This is a genomic window from Sphingomonas arantia (genome assembly GCF_042682045.1).
GTDB lineage: Bacteria > Pseudomonadota > Alphaproteobacteria > Sphingomonadales > Sphingomonadaceae > Sphingomonas_R > Sphingomonas_R arantia.
In genome coordinates this window covers 1,089,889-1,104,619 of record NZ_JBHUGS010000002.1, presented here as the reverse complement: position 1 = coordinate 1,104,619, position 14,731 = coordinate 1,089,889, and the positions used below count along the sequence as shown (strand labels likewise).

Genomic DNA, 14,731 nt, shown 5'->3' with positions numbered 1-14,731 from the left:
ATCCGCTAGTGTCCGTGGTGTTGCTTATGGCTGGAGGTTGGGCGGGGAATATGTTTCGCAAGCCGCTAATTACGTTGATCCCATCGATTCTAATAGGATTCGCGATCCTCCCTTTTCTGCTTGCGTTTACTGGCGGGAATTAAGGGTCGAATGCCCGCTTCCCACAGACCCGGACAGTTCGTGCGACCGGCGTATGTCCGGAAACGACCACTTGCAGACGTTCGATCAAGGCTTAGAACACGTTCATGGTCACAGTGCGCTTCTCAAACGAAACGGATCGGGCCATGGAATTGATGGTCGAACCGTGGGGGGCGGTCGAGCCGATCTCGGCCGGCGCTAGGTTCGCCATCCACTACACTCCGCACGTCGATCAAGAAGACACGTCCTATGCAGAGTATCATGCCGGGATGATCCGCTTTTGGGTCGAGGGCAGCGATTACGAGCTGGACATAGACGGCGAGCCCGTTCCGACCTGACGGCTGCTCACGCCCAATTGCAGTCACTCACCTCAGGGCCTACTCGGCATTGATGCCCTTCTTTCGGTTCATGGTACATGGTCGCGACCCACATCTCCCGGCGGGGATGAAGGGGTTTTATACAACCCGTCACGCTTACGCAGCCACGCAAGCGGAAGCTGCTGAGAAGGTACTTCGCCGCCTTGAGCAGGAGTTCACCGTCGGCGTGTCCGCTTCGATTTGGAACAGTGACATGCCGATCATGTCGATCGAAGACGCTTGGCGTATCCGCGTACACCAGCTTCTCTTAGCGCCTAATAAGGGTAGCACGTTTTATCGTCCGTGAACGTCCGCTAACCACCACAATGCGCCATTCCGGGGCATAGGAGGCTCATGACAGCTAACGCCCAGTAGCAGTCATTCAGATTTGCTGGCACTATCCAGGCCATGACGCAGCGACCTGTCACGACCCGTGCTGTTGGATCGATCGCGATAGCGTTGGCGTCTGCGGCCGCCGGATACGCTTTCGGGCTACCAAAACCGCATGCCCCCGAAGTGGATCACATCCGGGCCGCCGAAGCTGCGGTAATCGCGCGATCCCGATCCCCGGAAGGTTTCGGAGGCTCCCCCATTGTGCGAGACGCAATTCGTAGGTGGATGTTAAGGCAGGGTGGAACGGTCGAAAAGGTGATGTCACCTTATCAAGTCCAAGTAGTGGACACGCCGTCAATGTCCTGCGTGAAATTCGCGCTCATCGATTATAGCGTGGGTGGCGAGCCGACCTATTGCTATGAGCCACGCACCGCCCGGCTCGTGTGGGAGAACAGCGACGTCGAGTGAGCGTCCGCTTTCCACCAAACCCGGACGTTCGGAAGCGTAGGTTTTACAGGTTGAGCTTGATGAAGCGCGATACCGCGGGGGTGGAGATGCTGTTCCTGAGGCGGTCATATCGGCTCACCAGTGCGCGCGGCTTTACCGTTCGGGCGGCCGCGGTTACGATTTTGATATGACAAACTACGTTGTTTTGCGGGCCAGTCCGGACTGGGCGACGTTCGATCTGGAGGAGACGCGGCCGTTTCTGCGGTTGCACAAGCTGGACGAGAATCTGGTCATCGATTTCGCGCGGATCTGGGACGCCACGTTCCGGCTGAGTTATCGGATGGTGCGGGCGAGGTTGAAGGCGCTGACGCTGGTTACCATCGAGGCGGTGCATGACGCGACGGTGCTGCGATACGACGCGTTCGATGCGGGTGCCATCACGGCACAGGACCGCATCATCTTCCATGACGACGATGATTGGCTGGCCCCGCACGTGTTCGAGGAACTGGCGCGCCTGCCGCAGGCGGACGGTTACCGGTGGGGATCGATCCGGATCGGGCTGGATTTCGACCTGACCGCGCCGGGGGCGGGGATCCTCGCGCTGCGGCCGCTGTCCGACATCGTCTATACCAACAACTATGCGGTCGGCGGCGCGGCGTTCCTGACCCGCGGGCGCGAGGCGATGTTCGAGCATAGCCAAGCCGCGCGCGCCTTTGCGCAGCCGGACATGGTCGTCACGGACAGTTCGGATTATTTGTCATGCGCGGTCAAGCATCCGTGCAGCACGCTGGCCGCCAAATGGGCGATGCGCGAACCGGCGTTCCATCGCGATCCCGCGGCGTTCGTGGCGCCGTTCGTCAGTCGGTTGCGCGTTGCCGAACCGGCCGGCCCGTCCGCCTGGACCGCCGCGCCGATCGCGGAGTTGCGGGATATCATGGACGAACTGTAGCGCGACGAGGGGCGCCGCCGCGCTGACGACCGCTCAGATATGCCGTTCGTAGATGCGGTAGGTCTTGTTGATGCGGGTCTTCAGCGCGTCGGCGATCGAGCGCATGCCCTGATTGTCTTCGAGGATCCAGCCGATCTCGCTGCGCGTGGCGCCGTAGTTGGCAACCGACGCGCGGCGGATATATTCGATCATCATGAAGGCGAGCTGGCTGGCGAGACGGGTCGCCTGCATCCGTTTGACGACACCCATCAGGGGGACGCGCATGGTGCGGACCTGCGGCTTGCGGAGGCGCCAGAGGAGCTTGGCGAAGCCGAACGGGAAGAGCCGGCCGTTGAGGTCGGCGGTCAGCTCGTTCAGGTCGGGCAGCGTCATCATGAACGCGACCGGTTCGCCCTCGACCTCGGCGATCATGATGAGGTCGTTGAACACGACGGTCTTCAGCTTCTTGCCGGCATAGGCGATTTCGGAGTCGGTCAGCGGGACATAGCCCCAGTTGTCCGACCAAGCGTCGTTGAGGATGCCGAGGATGATCGCGGCTTCCTGAGCGAACTTGGTCTTGTCGACCTTGCGGACGCGGATGCGGGCGTTGCGCTCGCCCGAGGCGACGATCCGCTGGATCAGCGGGGGCATGTCCTCGACGATGCTGAGTTCGTAGCAATAGAGGTCCTTGACCCCGGTATAGCCCGCCGCGGTGATATAGCCTTCGTAGGTGGGCAGGTGATGGCCCATCATGACGGTCGGCGACTGATCGAACCCGTCGACCAGCAGGCCGGGTTCGTCCCAAACGGAGAGGCTGAACGGACCCATTGCGTGGCGGATGCCGCGGCGACGGAGCCAGTCCTCGGCCGCGGCAATCAGCGCGGCGGCGGTCTCGGCGTCTTCCGCCTCGAACATGCCCCAGTGGCCGACCTCGCTGCCGCCGCCCTGTTCGGACGGCATGGCCTGCACCAGCTTGTCGACCTGTGCCGAGATCCGACCGGTGACGCGCGTGCCGCGGCGCGCGATGAGGAACGCTGCGGTCGCATGTTCGAACCACGGATTTTCGCCGGGGGTCAGCAGCGCCTTCACCTCCACCTTGAGTGGCGGGATCCACGCGGGGTCGTTCGCGTAGAGCCGGAAGGGCAGGTCGATGAAGGCGGCCCACTCGGACCGCGTCCGGACCTCTGTGATGCGGACGTCGGTCGGAACCATGGTCATGAAGCTCAGTCCCGGATGCGCGTCGCCGGGTGGCTCATCTTCACGCCGCCCGAGAGCTCGCCCACATACGGGTAGTCCTTGGCGACGTCGGGCGTATAACCCAGATTGAAGACGGTCGGGCTCTTCTTTCGCTCGCTCACGCGGTTGTAGTGCGTGCCGAACAGCTTGTCCCAGAAGTAGCTGGTGATCCCGAAATTGCCGGTCTCGTCATGGAAATGATGGGCCATGTGCTTGGCCTTCATCGTGGCGAGCCAGGCGTTCTTCGGCTTGTAGGCCAGATGCTGGATGCAATGGCAGAATTCGTAGAAGCAGGTCGTCAGCAGGCCGGTGGCCAGTGCCGCGGCCGCGCCGCCGATACCGCCGATCGCGTAACCGATCGGGGCGGTCGCGATGGCGATGGTCGGCAGCGTCGTGTGGAGCGCGCCGAACAGAACCTCGAGATGGTTCGGATCCTGATGGTGATCGTAATGGATCCGCTTCCAGGTCGGGGCGAGGACCTTCGACTTCCACATCCACTTGCTGTGCAGGACGAAGCGGTGAAGGACGTACCACGCGAGCGGGTAGACGATCGCGGCGAACAGGATCGCGGCCAGCGTCGGGACTAGCGGTGCGGGACGCCAGGCGAAAACACCGATCGAGACGGCAGACAGCACCAGATAGGCGATGATCGCGGGGTACTGGAAATAGGCAACGACCAGCTCGCGGAGGGTCATCCGGTCGAGATGGTGGCGCTGGCTCCAGAAGCCGGCGCGGGGGGTTTCGATCGTCTTCACTGGCAGTCCTTGCTGGTACGTCGCAGGCCGTCGCCCGGTCCATTCAGATATGAAGACGTCTATCGTTCTGCAATGCGGCGGATTTCGGGCGTTGCCGCGTTATTCCTCGGTCCGGATCAGAACGGCCTCGCCGATCAACAGGAACAGGACGAACGGCGCCCAGGCGGCGAGGCTGGGCGGATAGGCGCCGAGATTGCCCATCGCGAGCGCGAAATTATCCGCCACGAAATAGGCGAAACCAAGCGCCATGCCGAGCACCGCGCGCAGGAACAGCCGCCCGGACCGCGCAAGACCGAAGGCGGCGACGCCGGCGAGCAGCGGCATCAGCACCGCGGACAACGGGCCGGAGATCTTGTGCCACAGCCCGGCCCTCAACGGTCCGGTCGGGCGGCCGGCGGCGGACAGTTCGCCGATCGCGTCGCTCAGGTCGGTGAACGAGCGTTCGTCGGGGTGGACATCGGCGAGCGTGAAGCGGTCGGGCGTGACGCCCTGCGCGATGCGGTAGCCGGGCGCGGGCGCGCGGACACCGGCGGCGACGTCGAACCGCTGCGCCCCCTGCAGCACCCAGCCGTCGCCTTGCTGAAGGGCGCTGGCGGCGGTGACGATCGATTTCAGGATGCCGCCGTCGCGGTCATAGACCGTGACCCCACGCAGGACGGTGGCCGCGCCGCGCCCGCCAACGGTATCGGCGTGGACGAGGTCGTCGCCGTCGCGCAGCCAGACGTTCGTGACGATGCCGCGGTCGGCCGGGATGGGGCCATATTCGACCGCCTGCCACGCGGACAGCGTCGCGGTGGCGCGCGTGACGATGCGATCGTTGAACGCGAACGAAACCGCGGCGACCGCGACGCTGGCGATGATCAGCGGGGCGAGAATCTGATGCGCCGACACGCTGGCGGCCTTCATCGCGATGATCTCGCTGTTCTGGTTCAGCGTTGCGAGCGTGATGAGCGTGCCGAGCAGCACCGCAAAGGGGAGGAAGCGCGAGATGATCTGCGGCGTGCGGAGCGAGGCATAGGTCCACAGTTCCGGGCTTCCATTGCCCTTGTAGGCGAGGATGTCGCCCGACTCGCCCAGCAGGTCGAGCGCGAGCAGGACGATCACCAGCGCCGCGAGCACGGCCAGGCTGCGGACCAGGAAGGTCCGCGCCATGTAGATCGTGATGGTGCGCGAGCCGAAGGACAGGTTCATGCCGGCAGGTCCTTGTTACGGCGATCGGTCCAGCGCCGGCCGAGGTTGCGGAAGCTCGCCCCGATCTTCGCGAAGCCGCGTTCGAGAACGGCGATCGGCGCGCCGCCGGGGACGTTCGCGACCATGTGGTACATCCAGATCGTCAGCGCCGCGAAGCCGAGGAACGGAACCCAGAGCGCCAGGATCGGATCGATCCGACCGAGCGTGCCGAGCGCCGCGCCATATTCGTTGATCTTGTGCTGCGTCACCAGCACGACGATCGCGACGAACACGCCGAGCGCAGAGGACGAGCGCTTGGGCGGCACCGCAAGGGCGAGCGCCAGCAGCGGGAGCAGCAGCATCGTCGCGACCTCCACCAGCCGGAAATGATATTCGGAACGGAGCGCGTTGCGGGTAGCGGGGGTCGTCTGCTCCAGCTTGGACTGGCGGGACAGTTCCGGAATCGTCAGCTCCCGGTCGCGGCTGCCGCGCTGGCGGAACGACTCCATCTTGGGCAGGTCGATCGGCAGATCGTGCGCGACGAAGCTGAGCACGCGCGGGGAGCGGAATTCGGGGGCGTCGTGGACGAGCGTGCCGTTCGCCAGGCGGAAGATGATCGTGTTCGGATCGTCCGTCGCCAGGAAGGTGCCGCGTTCTGCGGTGACGGCCAGCGTGCGCCCGCCGCTCGCCTGCGTATCGACGAAGATGCCGTAGAGGTCGCGGCCCTTGTTCTCCGCGCGCTCGATCCGCATCGTCATGCGCTTGCCGAGCTTGGTGAATTCGCCGACCTTGATCGATGCGCCCAGCGCACCGGAGCGAAGTTCGTAGCGCAGCCCTTCATAGGCGTAGCGCGACATCGGCTGGACGTAGCCGAGGATCAGCAGGTTGAGGAGCGCGAGCGCGATCGCGAAGATGTAGGGCACGCGCAGCAGCCGGCCATAACCGAGCCCGACCGCACGCAGCACGTCGAGTTCCGAGGACATCGCCAGTTTCCGGAACGCCAGCAGGATGCCGAGCGTCAGGCCGATCGGGATCGCGAACGACAAATATTCGGGCAGCATGTTCGCCAGCATCCGCCAGACGACCGACACCGGTCCGCCCTCGCTCGCGACGAAATCGAACAGGCTGAGCATCTTGTCGAGCAAGAAGAGCATGGCCGCCACGACCAGGGTTCCGGCCAGCGGAACGGCGATCAGGCGGGCGATGTAGCGATCGGTCAGGGTTCCGAATTTCAAGATTGCGACGCCCCATCACCATGTTTTGGCCTCAAACGCGGCCGATCTGACGTGAACGAGGAGGCTTCGTCGAACCACCGCGATGATGCGCGGCTATAGCTTCCGGGAGTGCGTAGGTCATGTCGAAACTGTCGGGTCTGGTCGGGTTGGTCGCAGTTGGCCTGCTGTCTGGCGCGCCGGCGGCCGCTGCGCCGCTGGCGTCGCATGTCGGCGGGTGCGCTGCGTCGCCCGTGCCGGCGATGCTGGTGCAGGTGACCGGGTTCAAGGACCGTCACGGGACGTTGCGCGTCCAGAGTTATGGCGGCGATCGACAGAGCTTCTTCGAAAAGGGAGCGTATATCGATCGGATCGACGTGCCGGTGCCGGCGAATGGCCCCGCGCGGGTCTGCGTTCCGGTCGGTCGGACCGGGGAGTACGCCGTCTCTGTGCGGCACGACATGGACGGGGACCGCAAGACCGGCCGCGCCGATGGCGGCGGCATGTCGGGCAATCCGCACGTGTCGGTCGGCGACCTGGTGTTCAAGCGGAAGCCGCCCGCCGAGCGGGTGGCGATCTCGGTCGGGCGCGGCGTGACGACGGTGCCGGTCATCCTCAACTATATGCAGGGCATGTCATTCCGCCCGATTTCGGGGCGTTAAGATGGTTCGTGTCGCACTTCTGTCCAATCCGAAATCGACGGGCAACCGGTCGCTCCTGCCGCGGATCCGCGCCTTCTGCGCCGAGCATGACGACATCTTCCACTACGAGGTGGAGGAGGTCGCGCAGATCGGCGAGGCGCTGCGCACGATCGCGCGGGTCGAGCCGGTCGTGCTGGTGATCAACGGCGGCGACGGCACGGTGCAGACGGTGCTGACCGAGATCCATCACGGCCAGTGGTTCGGCGAGACGCCGCCGCCAGTCGCGGTACTGCCCAACGGCAAGACGAACCTGATCGCGCTCGACCTGGGCGCGGTGGGCGATCCGGTCGCGGCGCTGGAACGGGTGATGGAGATCGCGCGGAACGGGGTCGACGCCTATGTCGTGCGTCGTGAGCTGATCGCGCTGACCAGCGGCGACGATGCCAGCGTGCGGCCCGTGATGGGCATGTTCCTGGGCGGTGCCGGGCTGGCCGACTCGATCCTGTTCTGCCGCAACAAGGTGTATCCGCTGGGGCTGCCCAACGGGTTCAGCCATGTGCTGACCGCGATGGCCGTCGTGCTGTCGCTGATATTCGGCATCCGCGCGGCGTTCCTGCCGCCGCGGCCGGGGCATGTGAAGGTGTCGCTGATGCGGCAGGGCCAGTTGCAGGGGCGGTTCTCGATCATGATCGTGACCACGTTGCAGAAGATGCTGATCGGTACGTCCGCGTCGACGATGGCGGGCGGCGACGAGGGTGCGCTGAAGCTGATGATGGTCGATCACCGGCCGTGGACGCTGGTGCGGGCGATCTTTGCCGGCATCAGCGGGCGGCTGGGCAAGCAGGCGATGAACGGCGTGCATGTCGAGCGCGGCGACGAGATCCGGATCGAGGGCGTGCGGTCGAGCGTGATCCTGGACGGCGAGCTGTTCCAGAATGTCGAGGGATTCCCGATCGTTCTGAAGCATACCTCACCCGTTCCGTTCCTGCGCCTTGCCGCCTGAACAGGCGTCGGGCGTGACGGCAGTGTGCGCGCTGGTGCGTGAGGAGCTGGCGCTGCCGGTCGATCCGCGCGTGACCGCGATGGCGGCGGCGATCGCGGCGCGGCATGGGGGTGCGGCGCGGGCGGTGCTGTTCTACGGGTCGTGCCTCAGGACGACCGAGCTCGACGGGCAGATGCTCGATTTCTACCTGATCGTGTCGGATTATCGCGCGGCCTATCCAGCGCGCTGGATGCGGCTGGCGAACCGGTTGCTACCACCGAACGTGTTTCCGGTTGCGGACAACGGGTTGGCATCTAAATATGCAGTGTTGTCCGAAGCCGATCTGGACGCGCTGTGCGGGCCGGAAGCGTCGACCGTGTCGGTCTGGGCACGGTTCGCGCAGCCGTCGCGGCTGGTGTGGCGGCGCGACGACGCGGCGGCGGAGCGGGTGGTCGGGTCGGTCGCGCGGGCCGGGCCGACCGCGATGGCGCTGGCGTTACCGATGTGTGCGCCGGCCGAGCGGGGCGATCCACTGGCGGTGTGGCGGGCGGCGTTCGCGCAGACCTACCGTGCCGAGCTGCGGGCCGAGCGGGACGATCGGTCAGGGTCGATCGTCGATGCCGATCCGGAGCGCTACCGGCGGTTCGGGGCGGCGATCCTGCCGGGGCTGGTCGGGGCCGGGGGCGAGGCGCGCTGGCGCAGCTTGCGGCGGAACGGCAAGTCGCTGACCGTGCTGCGGCTGATGAAGGCGAGCGCGACCTTCGCCGGCGGGATCGATTATCTGGCGTGGAAGATCAATCGTCACGCGGGGACCAAGATCGCGATCAGGCCCTGGCAGCGGCGGCATCCGTTGCTGGGTGCGCTGGTGCTGCTGCCGCAGCTGCTGCGCGGCGGCGCAGTGCGGTAAGATCAGGTCCCGGCGGGTTCGGTGGTGGCCAGACCGGTGCGGACCGCGCGGGCGAGGCCGGCGATGGTGAATGGTTTGCGCAGCACGTCCTGCCCGCGGAGCCGGTCGCCGGTATCGGCATCGCCGACATAGCCGGTGACGAAGATCGTCGCGACGTGCGGATGGTCCGCTCGGATCGCGGCGACGAGGTCCGGTCCGGTCATGCCCGGCATGACGACGTCCGATATCACGAGCCGCACGTCGCGTTCGGTACGGAGGGCGGAGAGCGCATCCTCCCCGCAGGCACAGGCGATCGGACGGTAGCCGAGTTCCACCAACGCTTCGACGGTCGAGGTGCGGACGCGCGGGTCGTCCTCCACCACCATCACGGTTTCGCCGCGGCCGTCCGCGGTGGCGGGGGAGGGGGCGGAGATGGCCGGTCGCGCGACCTCGGCGATGTGGCGGGGGAGGTAGAGCGAGACGCCGGTGCCGGCCCCAGGCTGCGAGCTGATCAGGATGTCGCCACCGGACTGGCGCGCGAAGCCGAAGATCTGGCTGAGGCCTAGACCGGTGCCCTTGCCGATCGGCTTGGTGGTGAAGAACGGTTCGAACGCGCGCTCGATGACGGCGGGGTCCATGCCACAGCCGGTGTCGCGGACCTCGATCCGGAGATAGTCGCCGGGGGCGAGCTTGCCGACCTCGTCCGCCGCGACCCTGCAGTTCGTCGTGATGATGTCGACGCGGCCTTCGCCGTCCAGCGCATCGCGCGCGTTGACCGTGAGGTTCAGGACCGCGTTCTCGAGTTGATGCGGGTCGCACCAGGTCGCCCAGCAATCGTCGGCGATCGTCAACGCGACGACGATCCGTTCGCCCAGCGCACGGTCGAGCAGGTCGCGCATGCCGCGGATCAGCCGCGCGGCATCGACATGTTCCGGCCGCAGCGGTTCGGCACGCGCGAAGGCGAGCAGCCGGCGGGTGAGTGCGGCTGCGCGAGTCGCCCCGTCGAGCGCCTGATCCAGGTGGCGGGCGACGTCCTTCGGACTGTTCGTCAGCCGGCGTTGCGCCAGTTCGAGCCCGCCAAGCACGACCGCCAGCATGTTGTTGAAATCATGCGCGATCCCGCCGGTCAGCTGGCCGACCGCTTCCATCTTCTGCGCCTGATGCAGCTGCGCCTCGGCCGCCGCGCGGGTCGTGGCCTCGACCTGCAGTCGGACGTTGGCATCGCGCAGTTCGCGGGTCCGCGCCTCCACCGCGAGTTCCAGTGCGCCGGCGCGATCGGCGGCGACGTCCGCGCGGCGCCCTGCCTCGCGCCGCGCGTGGACAGCGCGGACCGCGAGCGTGCCGAGTACGACGCCGACGATGCTGAGCACGACGCCGAGCAGCGAGAGCAGGGTCGCCAGGATGTCGGACTGCGCGCCCGATCGCTCGGCCTGTGCGGACAGGCTGGTCAACGTGGCGCGTTCGTGGCGCGAGACGCGGTCGACCAGCGTGGACAACTGATCAATGCTCGGCGATCGGCCGGCGCGGTCGAACGCGGTGAGCGCGGCCCAGGCCTGGCGCGTACCGGCGCTGCGCGCGGGGGCGTCGAGTTCGGCACGGCGGCGTTCGTAGAGGACGCGGAGCGCCGCGATGACGGGGCGCTGGACCGGATCGGGTGCGGTGAAGCCAGTCAGCGTGTCGAGCCGCGCGCCAGCCAGCGCCCAGTGATCGAAGTAGGCCCGACCCGCGGGTGGGGCGCCGGAGATCGCGAAGCGGCCGAGCGCCGCCTCCGCCCGCGCCATGGCCACGTCGAAATCGCGGATGGCGAGCAGCACTTCGTAGCTGTGCCGTTGTAGCGACAGCGCGGTATCCCGCCGCGCGTTCGCGATACCGACCAGCGTGACGAGCAGCGCGAGTAACAACGCCACCGCCATCGCCCCGGCCCGGACCCAGATGTTCTGCCACCAGTTCGGCGGTTCCGCGTCGGAGGTCCGGGGGAGCGGTGCGGTCATGCCGGCAAGCTAGCCCAAGGGGGCGAGCTTGCAAACATGCGCAATCGGTCAGGGTCGGGTCAGGCCTGCGGGATCACTCCCGTCGCGCGCCCGGCGGCGGCGAAGGTTTCGAGTATCTCGGTCACCTGGTCGTCGGTATGTTCCGCGCAGAGCGAGCAGCGCAGCAGGAAGGTGCCGGCCGGCGTCGCGGGCGGACGCGCCATGTTCACGTAGAGCCCGCGTTCCAGCAGCGCCTGCCACGTCGCCACGGTGATCGCCTGGTCGGGCATCATGACCGCGATGATCGCCGACTGGGCGGTCGGCGTGCCGAGCGTGTAGCCGAGATCGCGCAGGCCCTGGTGCAGGCGGCGCGAATTCTTCCAGAGATGTTCGCGCTTGTCGCCCGCGTGCATCAGCTTGCGGATCGAGGCGGCGGCGGTGGCGACCACCGACGGCGGGAGCGATGCCGTGAAGACGTAAGGGCGCGTGACGAGCCGCATGACCTCGAACTTCGGATGGTTCGACACGCAGAAGCCGCCGACCGTGCCGACCGACTTGGAGAAGGTGCCAACCACGAAATCGATGTCGTCGGCGACGCCGGCTTCCTCGAACACGCCGCGGCCATGTTCGCCGAAGAAGCCCATGCCGTGCGCTTCGTCACACAGGATCATCGCGCCATGCTTCTTCGCGACGGCGACCATTTCCTTGAGCGGCGCGATGTCGCCGAGCATCGAATAGACGCCCTCGAGCACGACGAGCTTGCCCGCCTCGACCGGCAGGCGGCCGAGCCGCTTGTCGAGATCCTCGACCGAATTGTGGCGGAACCGCACGACTTCGGCATTGCCCAGCCAGCAGCCGTCGTAGATCGACGCGTGGCTATCTGCGTCGAGGATGATGTAGTCGCCCTTGGCGCAGAGCGTGGAGATGACGCCGAGATTCGCCTGGTAGCCCGTCGAGAAGACGATCGCGCTTTCCATGTCGTAGAATTCGCGGAGCGCATCCTCGCACTCGCGGTGGCCCTGGTAAGTGCCGTTCAGCACGCGGCTGCCGGTGGTGCCGGCGCCGAACTTGTCGAGCGCGTCCTTGCCGGCGGCGACGACGTCCGGGTCGAACGTCATGCCCATATAATTGTAGGTGCCGAGCAGGATCGTCTTGCGGCCCTTGATGATGGCGAGGGTGGGGGACAGCACCTCCTCCATCACGATCGCGAACGGATCGCGCACGCCGGTGTCGAGCAGCGCCTGGCGCTCGGCGATCAGCCCGTCGAATTTCGACAGCAGATCGCGCGGTGTGGGGTTGGGCAGGACGTCGGTCAGGGCGACCGAGTCGGGGGTCTGGCTGGCGTCGGTCATGCGGGCTTGCTCAGCTTTTCGATGGTGTCGACCAGCTGGCCGATCGTCTCGATCTCGGCCTGCATGTTCATGGTGATGAGGATGTCGAATTCGTCCTCCACCGCGGCGACGAAATCCATGACGGTCAGGCTGTCCCATTCGAGGTCGCCGGCGAAGCTGGTCGCTTCGGCCAGCGGGACCTGTTTCTTGTTGAACGGTTCGATCTGGTCGGCGACCTTGGCGAAGGTCTCTTGGCGCGATGTCATGGACGTCCCTTAATTGGTCGAGTCGGCATGTGCCAAGCGATTGCGGCGAAAAGGCGGATCAAAGCCAGCCATGTGCGCGGTACCATGCGGCGGTGGCGCGCAGGCCGGCGGGGGTCGTGACCTGTGGCCGCCAGGGGCCGTCGGGCATGGTGCCGTGCACGACCCAATCGGGGTGGCGGAGATAGCCGACGCGGTCGGGGGTGAGCTTGGCACCCTTGCCGCGGATCAGTCCGTCGATTCGCGCACCGAGCGCCAGCAACGGGCCAGGCATCGACAGGGTGCGGGCGCGGCGGTCGAACACCGTGCCGAGCAGGCGAGCGAAGACGTGATAGTCCCAGCCGTTCGGGGTGCCGTCGTCGGCTTCGAGGATCTGCCGGTCATAGTGGGTGAGTTGAAGGAGGAGCAGGCGGGCCAGATCCTCCGCGGCGATGATCGAGAAGCGGCCGCTTGGCGGGAGCAGGACGAGGCCGCGCGCCGCCATGCGGAAGATTTCGAGCATCTCGTGGTCGCCGGGGCCGTAGATGGCGGGCGGGCGGACGATCGACCAGTCGAGCGCGGATGCGGCGACGAGATTCTCGCCCTGCAGCTTCGACCAGCCATAGTCGCTGAGCTGCGGTTCGCGTGCGGAGAGCGAGGAGACGTGGACGAAGCGCGCGATGCCGGCGTTGGTCGCCGCGGCGAGCATGGCGGCGGTGCCGTCGATGTTGGCGCGGGCGAAACCGGCGCGGTCGGGCGCGTTGACTGCGCCGGCGACGTGGATGACGGCGTCGGCCCCCTCGACTAGCGCGGCGAGCGAGCCTGTGTCGTCGAGCGCGCCGGCGATCCAGGTGACGCCGTCTCGGTTGGGCTGCGGCCGGCGGGTGAGGGCGCGGACGGGGTGGCCGGCGGCGGCGGCCTGGGTCAGCAGGTGGCCGCCGACGAAGCCGGTCGCGCCGGTGATGGCAATGACGGTCATAGCAGCACCATGTGATCGCGGTGGACGAGGGCGGAGCGCGGCGCGTAGCCGAGGATGCCAGCCTGTTCGGCGGAACGGCGCCCGGCGATGCGGACCGCGTCGGCGGCGTCATATTCCGCCAGGCCGCGGGCGAAGCGGCCGTCGGGGCCCGCGATCTCCACCACGTCGCCGCGCGTGAAGCGGCCGTCGATCGTGACCGCGCCGGCCGCGAGCAGGCTGGCCCCGCGGGCGAGCGCATCGGCTGCGCCGGCATCGACATGGATCGTGCCGCGCGCGGTGAGGCGGCCGGCGAGCCAGGATTTGCGTGCGCCGCGGACCGGATCGGCGACGAACACCGTGCCGGTGCCGCCGGCGAGGAAGGCGGCGAGCGGGTGGGGGCGTTGACCGCTGGCGATGGCGAGGTGCGCGCCGGCGGCCTGGGCGATCCGCGCGGCCTCGACCTTCGAGGCCATGCCGCCGGAGCCCATGCCCGAGGCGGACCCGCCGTCCGCCATCGCGCGGATGCGGGCGTCGATGTGGGTGACTTCGTCGATGCGGGTTGCGGCCGGGTCGCGGTGCGGATTGGCGGTGTAGAGGCCGTCGACGTCGGAGAGCAGCAGCACGCCCTGCGCGCGGGCGGCCTGTGCCACGCGGGCGGCGAGGCGGTCGTTGTCGCCGAACCGGATTTCCGCGGTGGCGACCGAGTCGTTTTCGTTGATGACCGGGACCGTGCCGAGCGTGAGCAGCCGATCGAGCGTCGAAGCGGCGTTGAGGTAGCGCCGGCGGTCCTCGAGATCGTCGAGTGTCAGCAGGATCTGCGCGGCGGTCAGCCCGCGGCTGCCGAGCAGTTCGGCCCAGGCCTGCGACAGCGCGATCTGGCCGACCGCGGCGGCGGCCTGTGCATCCTCGAGCGAGGCGCGGCCGCCCTTGGGGAGGGCCAGCCGGCGGGCGCCGAGCGCGATCGCGCCGGACGACACGATCACGACCTGTTGCCCCGCCGCATGGGCCGCGGCGATATCGGCCGCCACCGTCGCCAGCCAGTCCCGCCGGATCGACCCGTCGGCATCCACGAGGAGCGCCGAGCCGATCTTGATGATCAGCCGCGCGCAGCGGCCGGGGGAGAAGCGTTGCGGCACCGGCCGGGGAC

14 protein-coding genes are annotated in these 14,731 nt (G+C 67.2%); 5 read left to right on the top strand and 9 right to left on the bottom strand.

Annotation, left to right across the window (positions count from 1 at the left end):
- Positions 1-284: 284 nt before the first annotated feature.
- Positions 285-476, top strand: coding sequence for a hypothetical protein (locus ACFSGX_RS10885; RefSeq protein WP_380929786.1), 192 nt, complete (start codon positions 285-287; stop codon positions 474-476).
- Positions 477-1,461: 985 nt separating this feature from the next.
- The gene (locus ACFSGX_RS10880; protein ID WP_380929784.1) at positions 1,462-2,223 is read left to right on the top strand and encodes a hypothetical protein; all 762 of its coding nucleotides are present in this window, start codon (positions 1,462-1,464) and stop codon (positions 2,221-2,223) included.
- Between the two features lie 33 nt (positions 2,224-2,256).
- On the opposite strand, the gene ACFSGX_RS10875 is transcribed toward ACFSGX_RS10880, so the two are convergent.
- From ACFSGX_RS10875 to lptF, 4 genes are all read right to left on the bottom strand, one after another.
- Positions 2,257-3,414, bottom strand: a complete 1,158-nt coding sequence (locus ACFSGX_RS10875; protein ID WP_380930038.1) for an N-acetyltransferase — start codon at positions 3,412-3,414, stop codon at positions 2,257-2,259.
- Between the two features lie 11 nt (positions 3,415-3,425).
- Entirely contained in the window at positions 3,426-4,133 is a 708-nt protein-coding gene (locus tag ACFSGX_RS10870; RefSeq protein WP_380930037.1) for a sterol desaturase family protein, read from the bottom strand.
- 159 nt (positions 4,134-4,292) lie between these two features.
- Positions 4,293-5,384 (bottom strand): LPS export ABC transporter permease LptG, encoded by a 1,092-nt coding sequence (gene lptG, locus ACFSGX_RS10865; RefSeq protein ID WP_380929782.1) that lies wholly within the window; start codon positions 5,382-5,384, stop codon positions 4,293-4,295.
- Positions 5,381-6,598, bottom strand: a complete 1,218-nt coding sequence (gene lptF / locus ACFSGX_RS10860; protein WP_380929780.1) for an LPS export ABC transporter permease LptF — start codon at positions 6,596-6,598, stop codon at positions 5,381-5,383. Before lptF ends, lptG begins: the two co-directional genes overlap by 4 nt.
- 119 nt (positions 6,599-6,717) lie before the next feature.
- On the opposite strand from lptF, the gene ACFSGX_RS10855 reads away from it, so the two are divergent.
- Genes ACFSGX_RS10855 through ACFSGX_RS10845 form a run of 3 tightly spaced genes read left to right on the top strand, consistent with a single transcriptional unit; the run spans position 6,718 to position 9,104 of the window.
- Positions 6,718-7,236 carry a DUF2141 domain-containing protein gene (locus tag ACFSGX_RS10855; RefSeq protein ID WP_380929779.1) on the top strand — a complete coding sequence of 173 codons (519 nt, stop codon included), beginning with the start codon at positions 6,718-6,720 and terminating at the stop codon, positions 7,234-7,236.
- A gap of 1 nt (position 7,237) precedes the next feature.
- Positions 7,238-8,218, top strand: coding sequence for a diacylglycerol/lipid kinase family protein (locus ACFSGX_RS10850; protein WP_380929777.1), 981 nt, complete (start codon positions 7,238-7,240; stop codon positions 8,216-8,218).
- Positions 8,219-8,231: 13 nt separating this feature from the next.
- Complete coding sequence (locus ACFSGX_RS10845; RefSeq protein WP_380929775.1) at positions 8,232-9,104, top strand: hypothetical protein; 873 nt, start codon at positions 8,232-8,234, stop codon at positions 9,102-9,104.
- A gap of 2 nt (positions 9,105-9,106) precedes the next feature.
- On the opposite strand, the gene ACFSGX_RS10840 is transcribed toward ACFSGX_RS10845, so the two are convergent.
- Genes ACFSGX_RS10840 through proB form a run of 5 tightly spaced genes read right to left on the bottom strand, consistent with a single transcriptional unit; the run spans position 9,107 to position 14,720 of the window.
- Positions 9,107-11,074 carry an ATP-binding protein gene (locus ACFSGX_RS10840; protein ID WP_380929774.1) on the bottom strand — a complete coding sequence of 656 codons (1,968 nt, stop codon included), beginning with the start codon at positions 11,072-11,074 and terminating at the stop codon, positions 9,107-9,109.
- A 59-nt stretch (positions 11,075-11,133) separates the two neighbouring features.
- Complete coding sequence (gene spt, locus ACFSGX_RS10835; protein WP_380929772.1) at positions 11,134-12,405, bottom strand: serine palmitoyltransferase; 1,272 nt, start codon at positions 12,403-12,405, stop codon at positions 11,134-11,136.
- Entirely contained in the window at positions 12,402-12,650 is a 249-nt protein-coding gene (locus ACFSGX_RS10830) for an acyl carrier protein (RefSeq protein ID WP_380929771.1), read from the bottom strand. The genes spt and ACFSGX_RS10830 overlap by 4 nt, the downstream gene beginning before the upstream one ends.
- 58 nt (positions 12,651-12,708) lie before the next feature.
- Entirely contained in the window at positions 12,709-13,605 is an 897-nt protein-coding gene (locus ACFSGX_RS10825; RefSeq protein ID WP_380929769.1) for an SDR family oxidoreductase, read from the bottom strand.
- Positions 13,602-14,720 carry a glutamate 5-kinase gene (gene proB / locus ACFSGX_RS10820; RefSeq protein ID WP_380929767.1) on the bottom strand — a complete coding sequence of 373 codons (1,119 nt, stop codon included), beginning with the start codon at positions 14,718-14,720 and terminating at the stop codon, positions 13,602-13,604. Before proB ends, ACFSGX_RS10825 begins: the two co-directional genes overlap by 4 nt.
- Positions 14,721-14,731 lie beyond the last annotated feature (11 nt).

What these genes read in the sequence shown, in the direction of transcription:
- ACFSGX_RS10885 (WP_380929786.1), top strand. Translation starts at nt 285, where the DNA reads ATGGAATTGATGGTCGAACCGTGGGGGGCGGTCGAGCCGATCTCGGCC.
- ACFSGX_RS10880 (WP_380929784.1), top strand. Translation starts at nt 1,462, where the DNA reads ATGACAAACTACGTTGTTTTGCGGGCCAGTCCGGACTGGGCGACGTTC.
- ACFSGX_RS10875 (WP_380930038.1), bottom strand. Translation starts at nt 3,414, where the DNA reads ATGGTTCCGACCGACGTCCGCATCACAGAGGTCCGGACGCGGTCCGAG.
- ACFSGX_RS10870 (WP_380930037.1), bottom strand. Translation starts at nt 4,133, where the DNA reads ATGACCCTCCGCGAGCTGGTCGTTGCCTATTTCCAGTACCCCGCGATC.
- lptG (WP_380929782.1), bottom strand. Translation starts at nt 5,384, where the DNA reads ATGAACCTGTCCTTCGGCTCGCGCACCATCACGATCTACATGGCGCGG.
- ACFSGX_RS10855 (WP_380929779.1), top strand. Translation starts at nt 6,718, where the DNA reads ATGTCGAAACTGTCGGGTCTGGTCGGGTTGGTCGCAGTTGGCCTGCTG.
- ACFSGX_RS10850 (WP_380929777.1), top strand. Translation starts at nt 7,238, where the DNA reads ATGGTTCGTGTCGCACTTCTGTCCAATCCGAAATCGACGGGCAACCGG.
- ACFSGX_RS10840 (WP_380929774.1), bottom strand. Translation starts at nt 11,074, where the DNA reads ATGACCGCACCGCTCCCCCGGACCTCCGACGCGGAACCGCCGAACTGG.
- spt (WP_380929772.1), bottom strand. Translation starts at nt 12,405, where the DNA reads ATGACCGACGCCAGCCAGACCCCCGACTCGGTCGCCCTGACCGACGTC.
- ACFSGX_RS10830 (WP_380929771.1), bottom strand. Translation starts at nt 12,650, where the DNA reads ATGACATCGCGCCAAGAGACCTTCGCCAAGGTCGCCGACCAGATCGAA.
- ACFSGX_RS10825 (WP_380929769.1), bottom strand. Translation starts at nt 13,605, where the DNA reads ATGACCGTCATTGCCATCACCGGCGCGACCGGCTTCGTCGGCGGCCAC.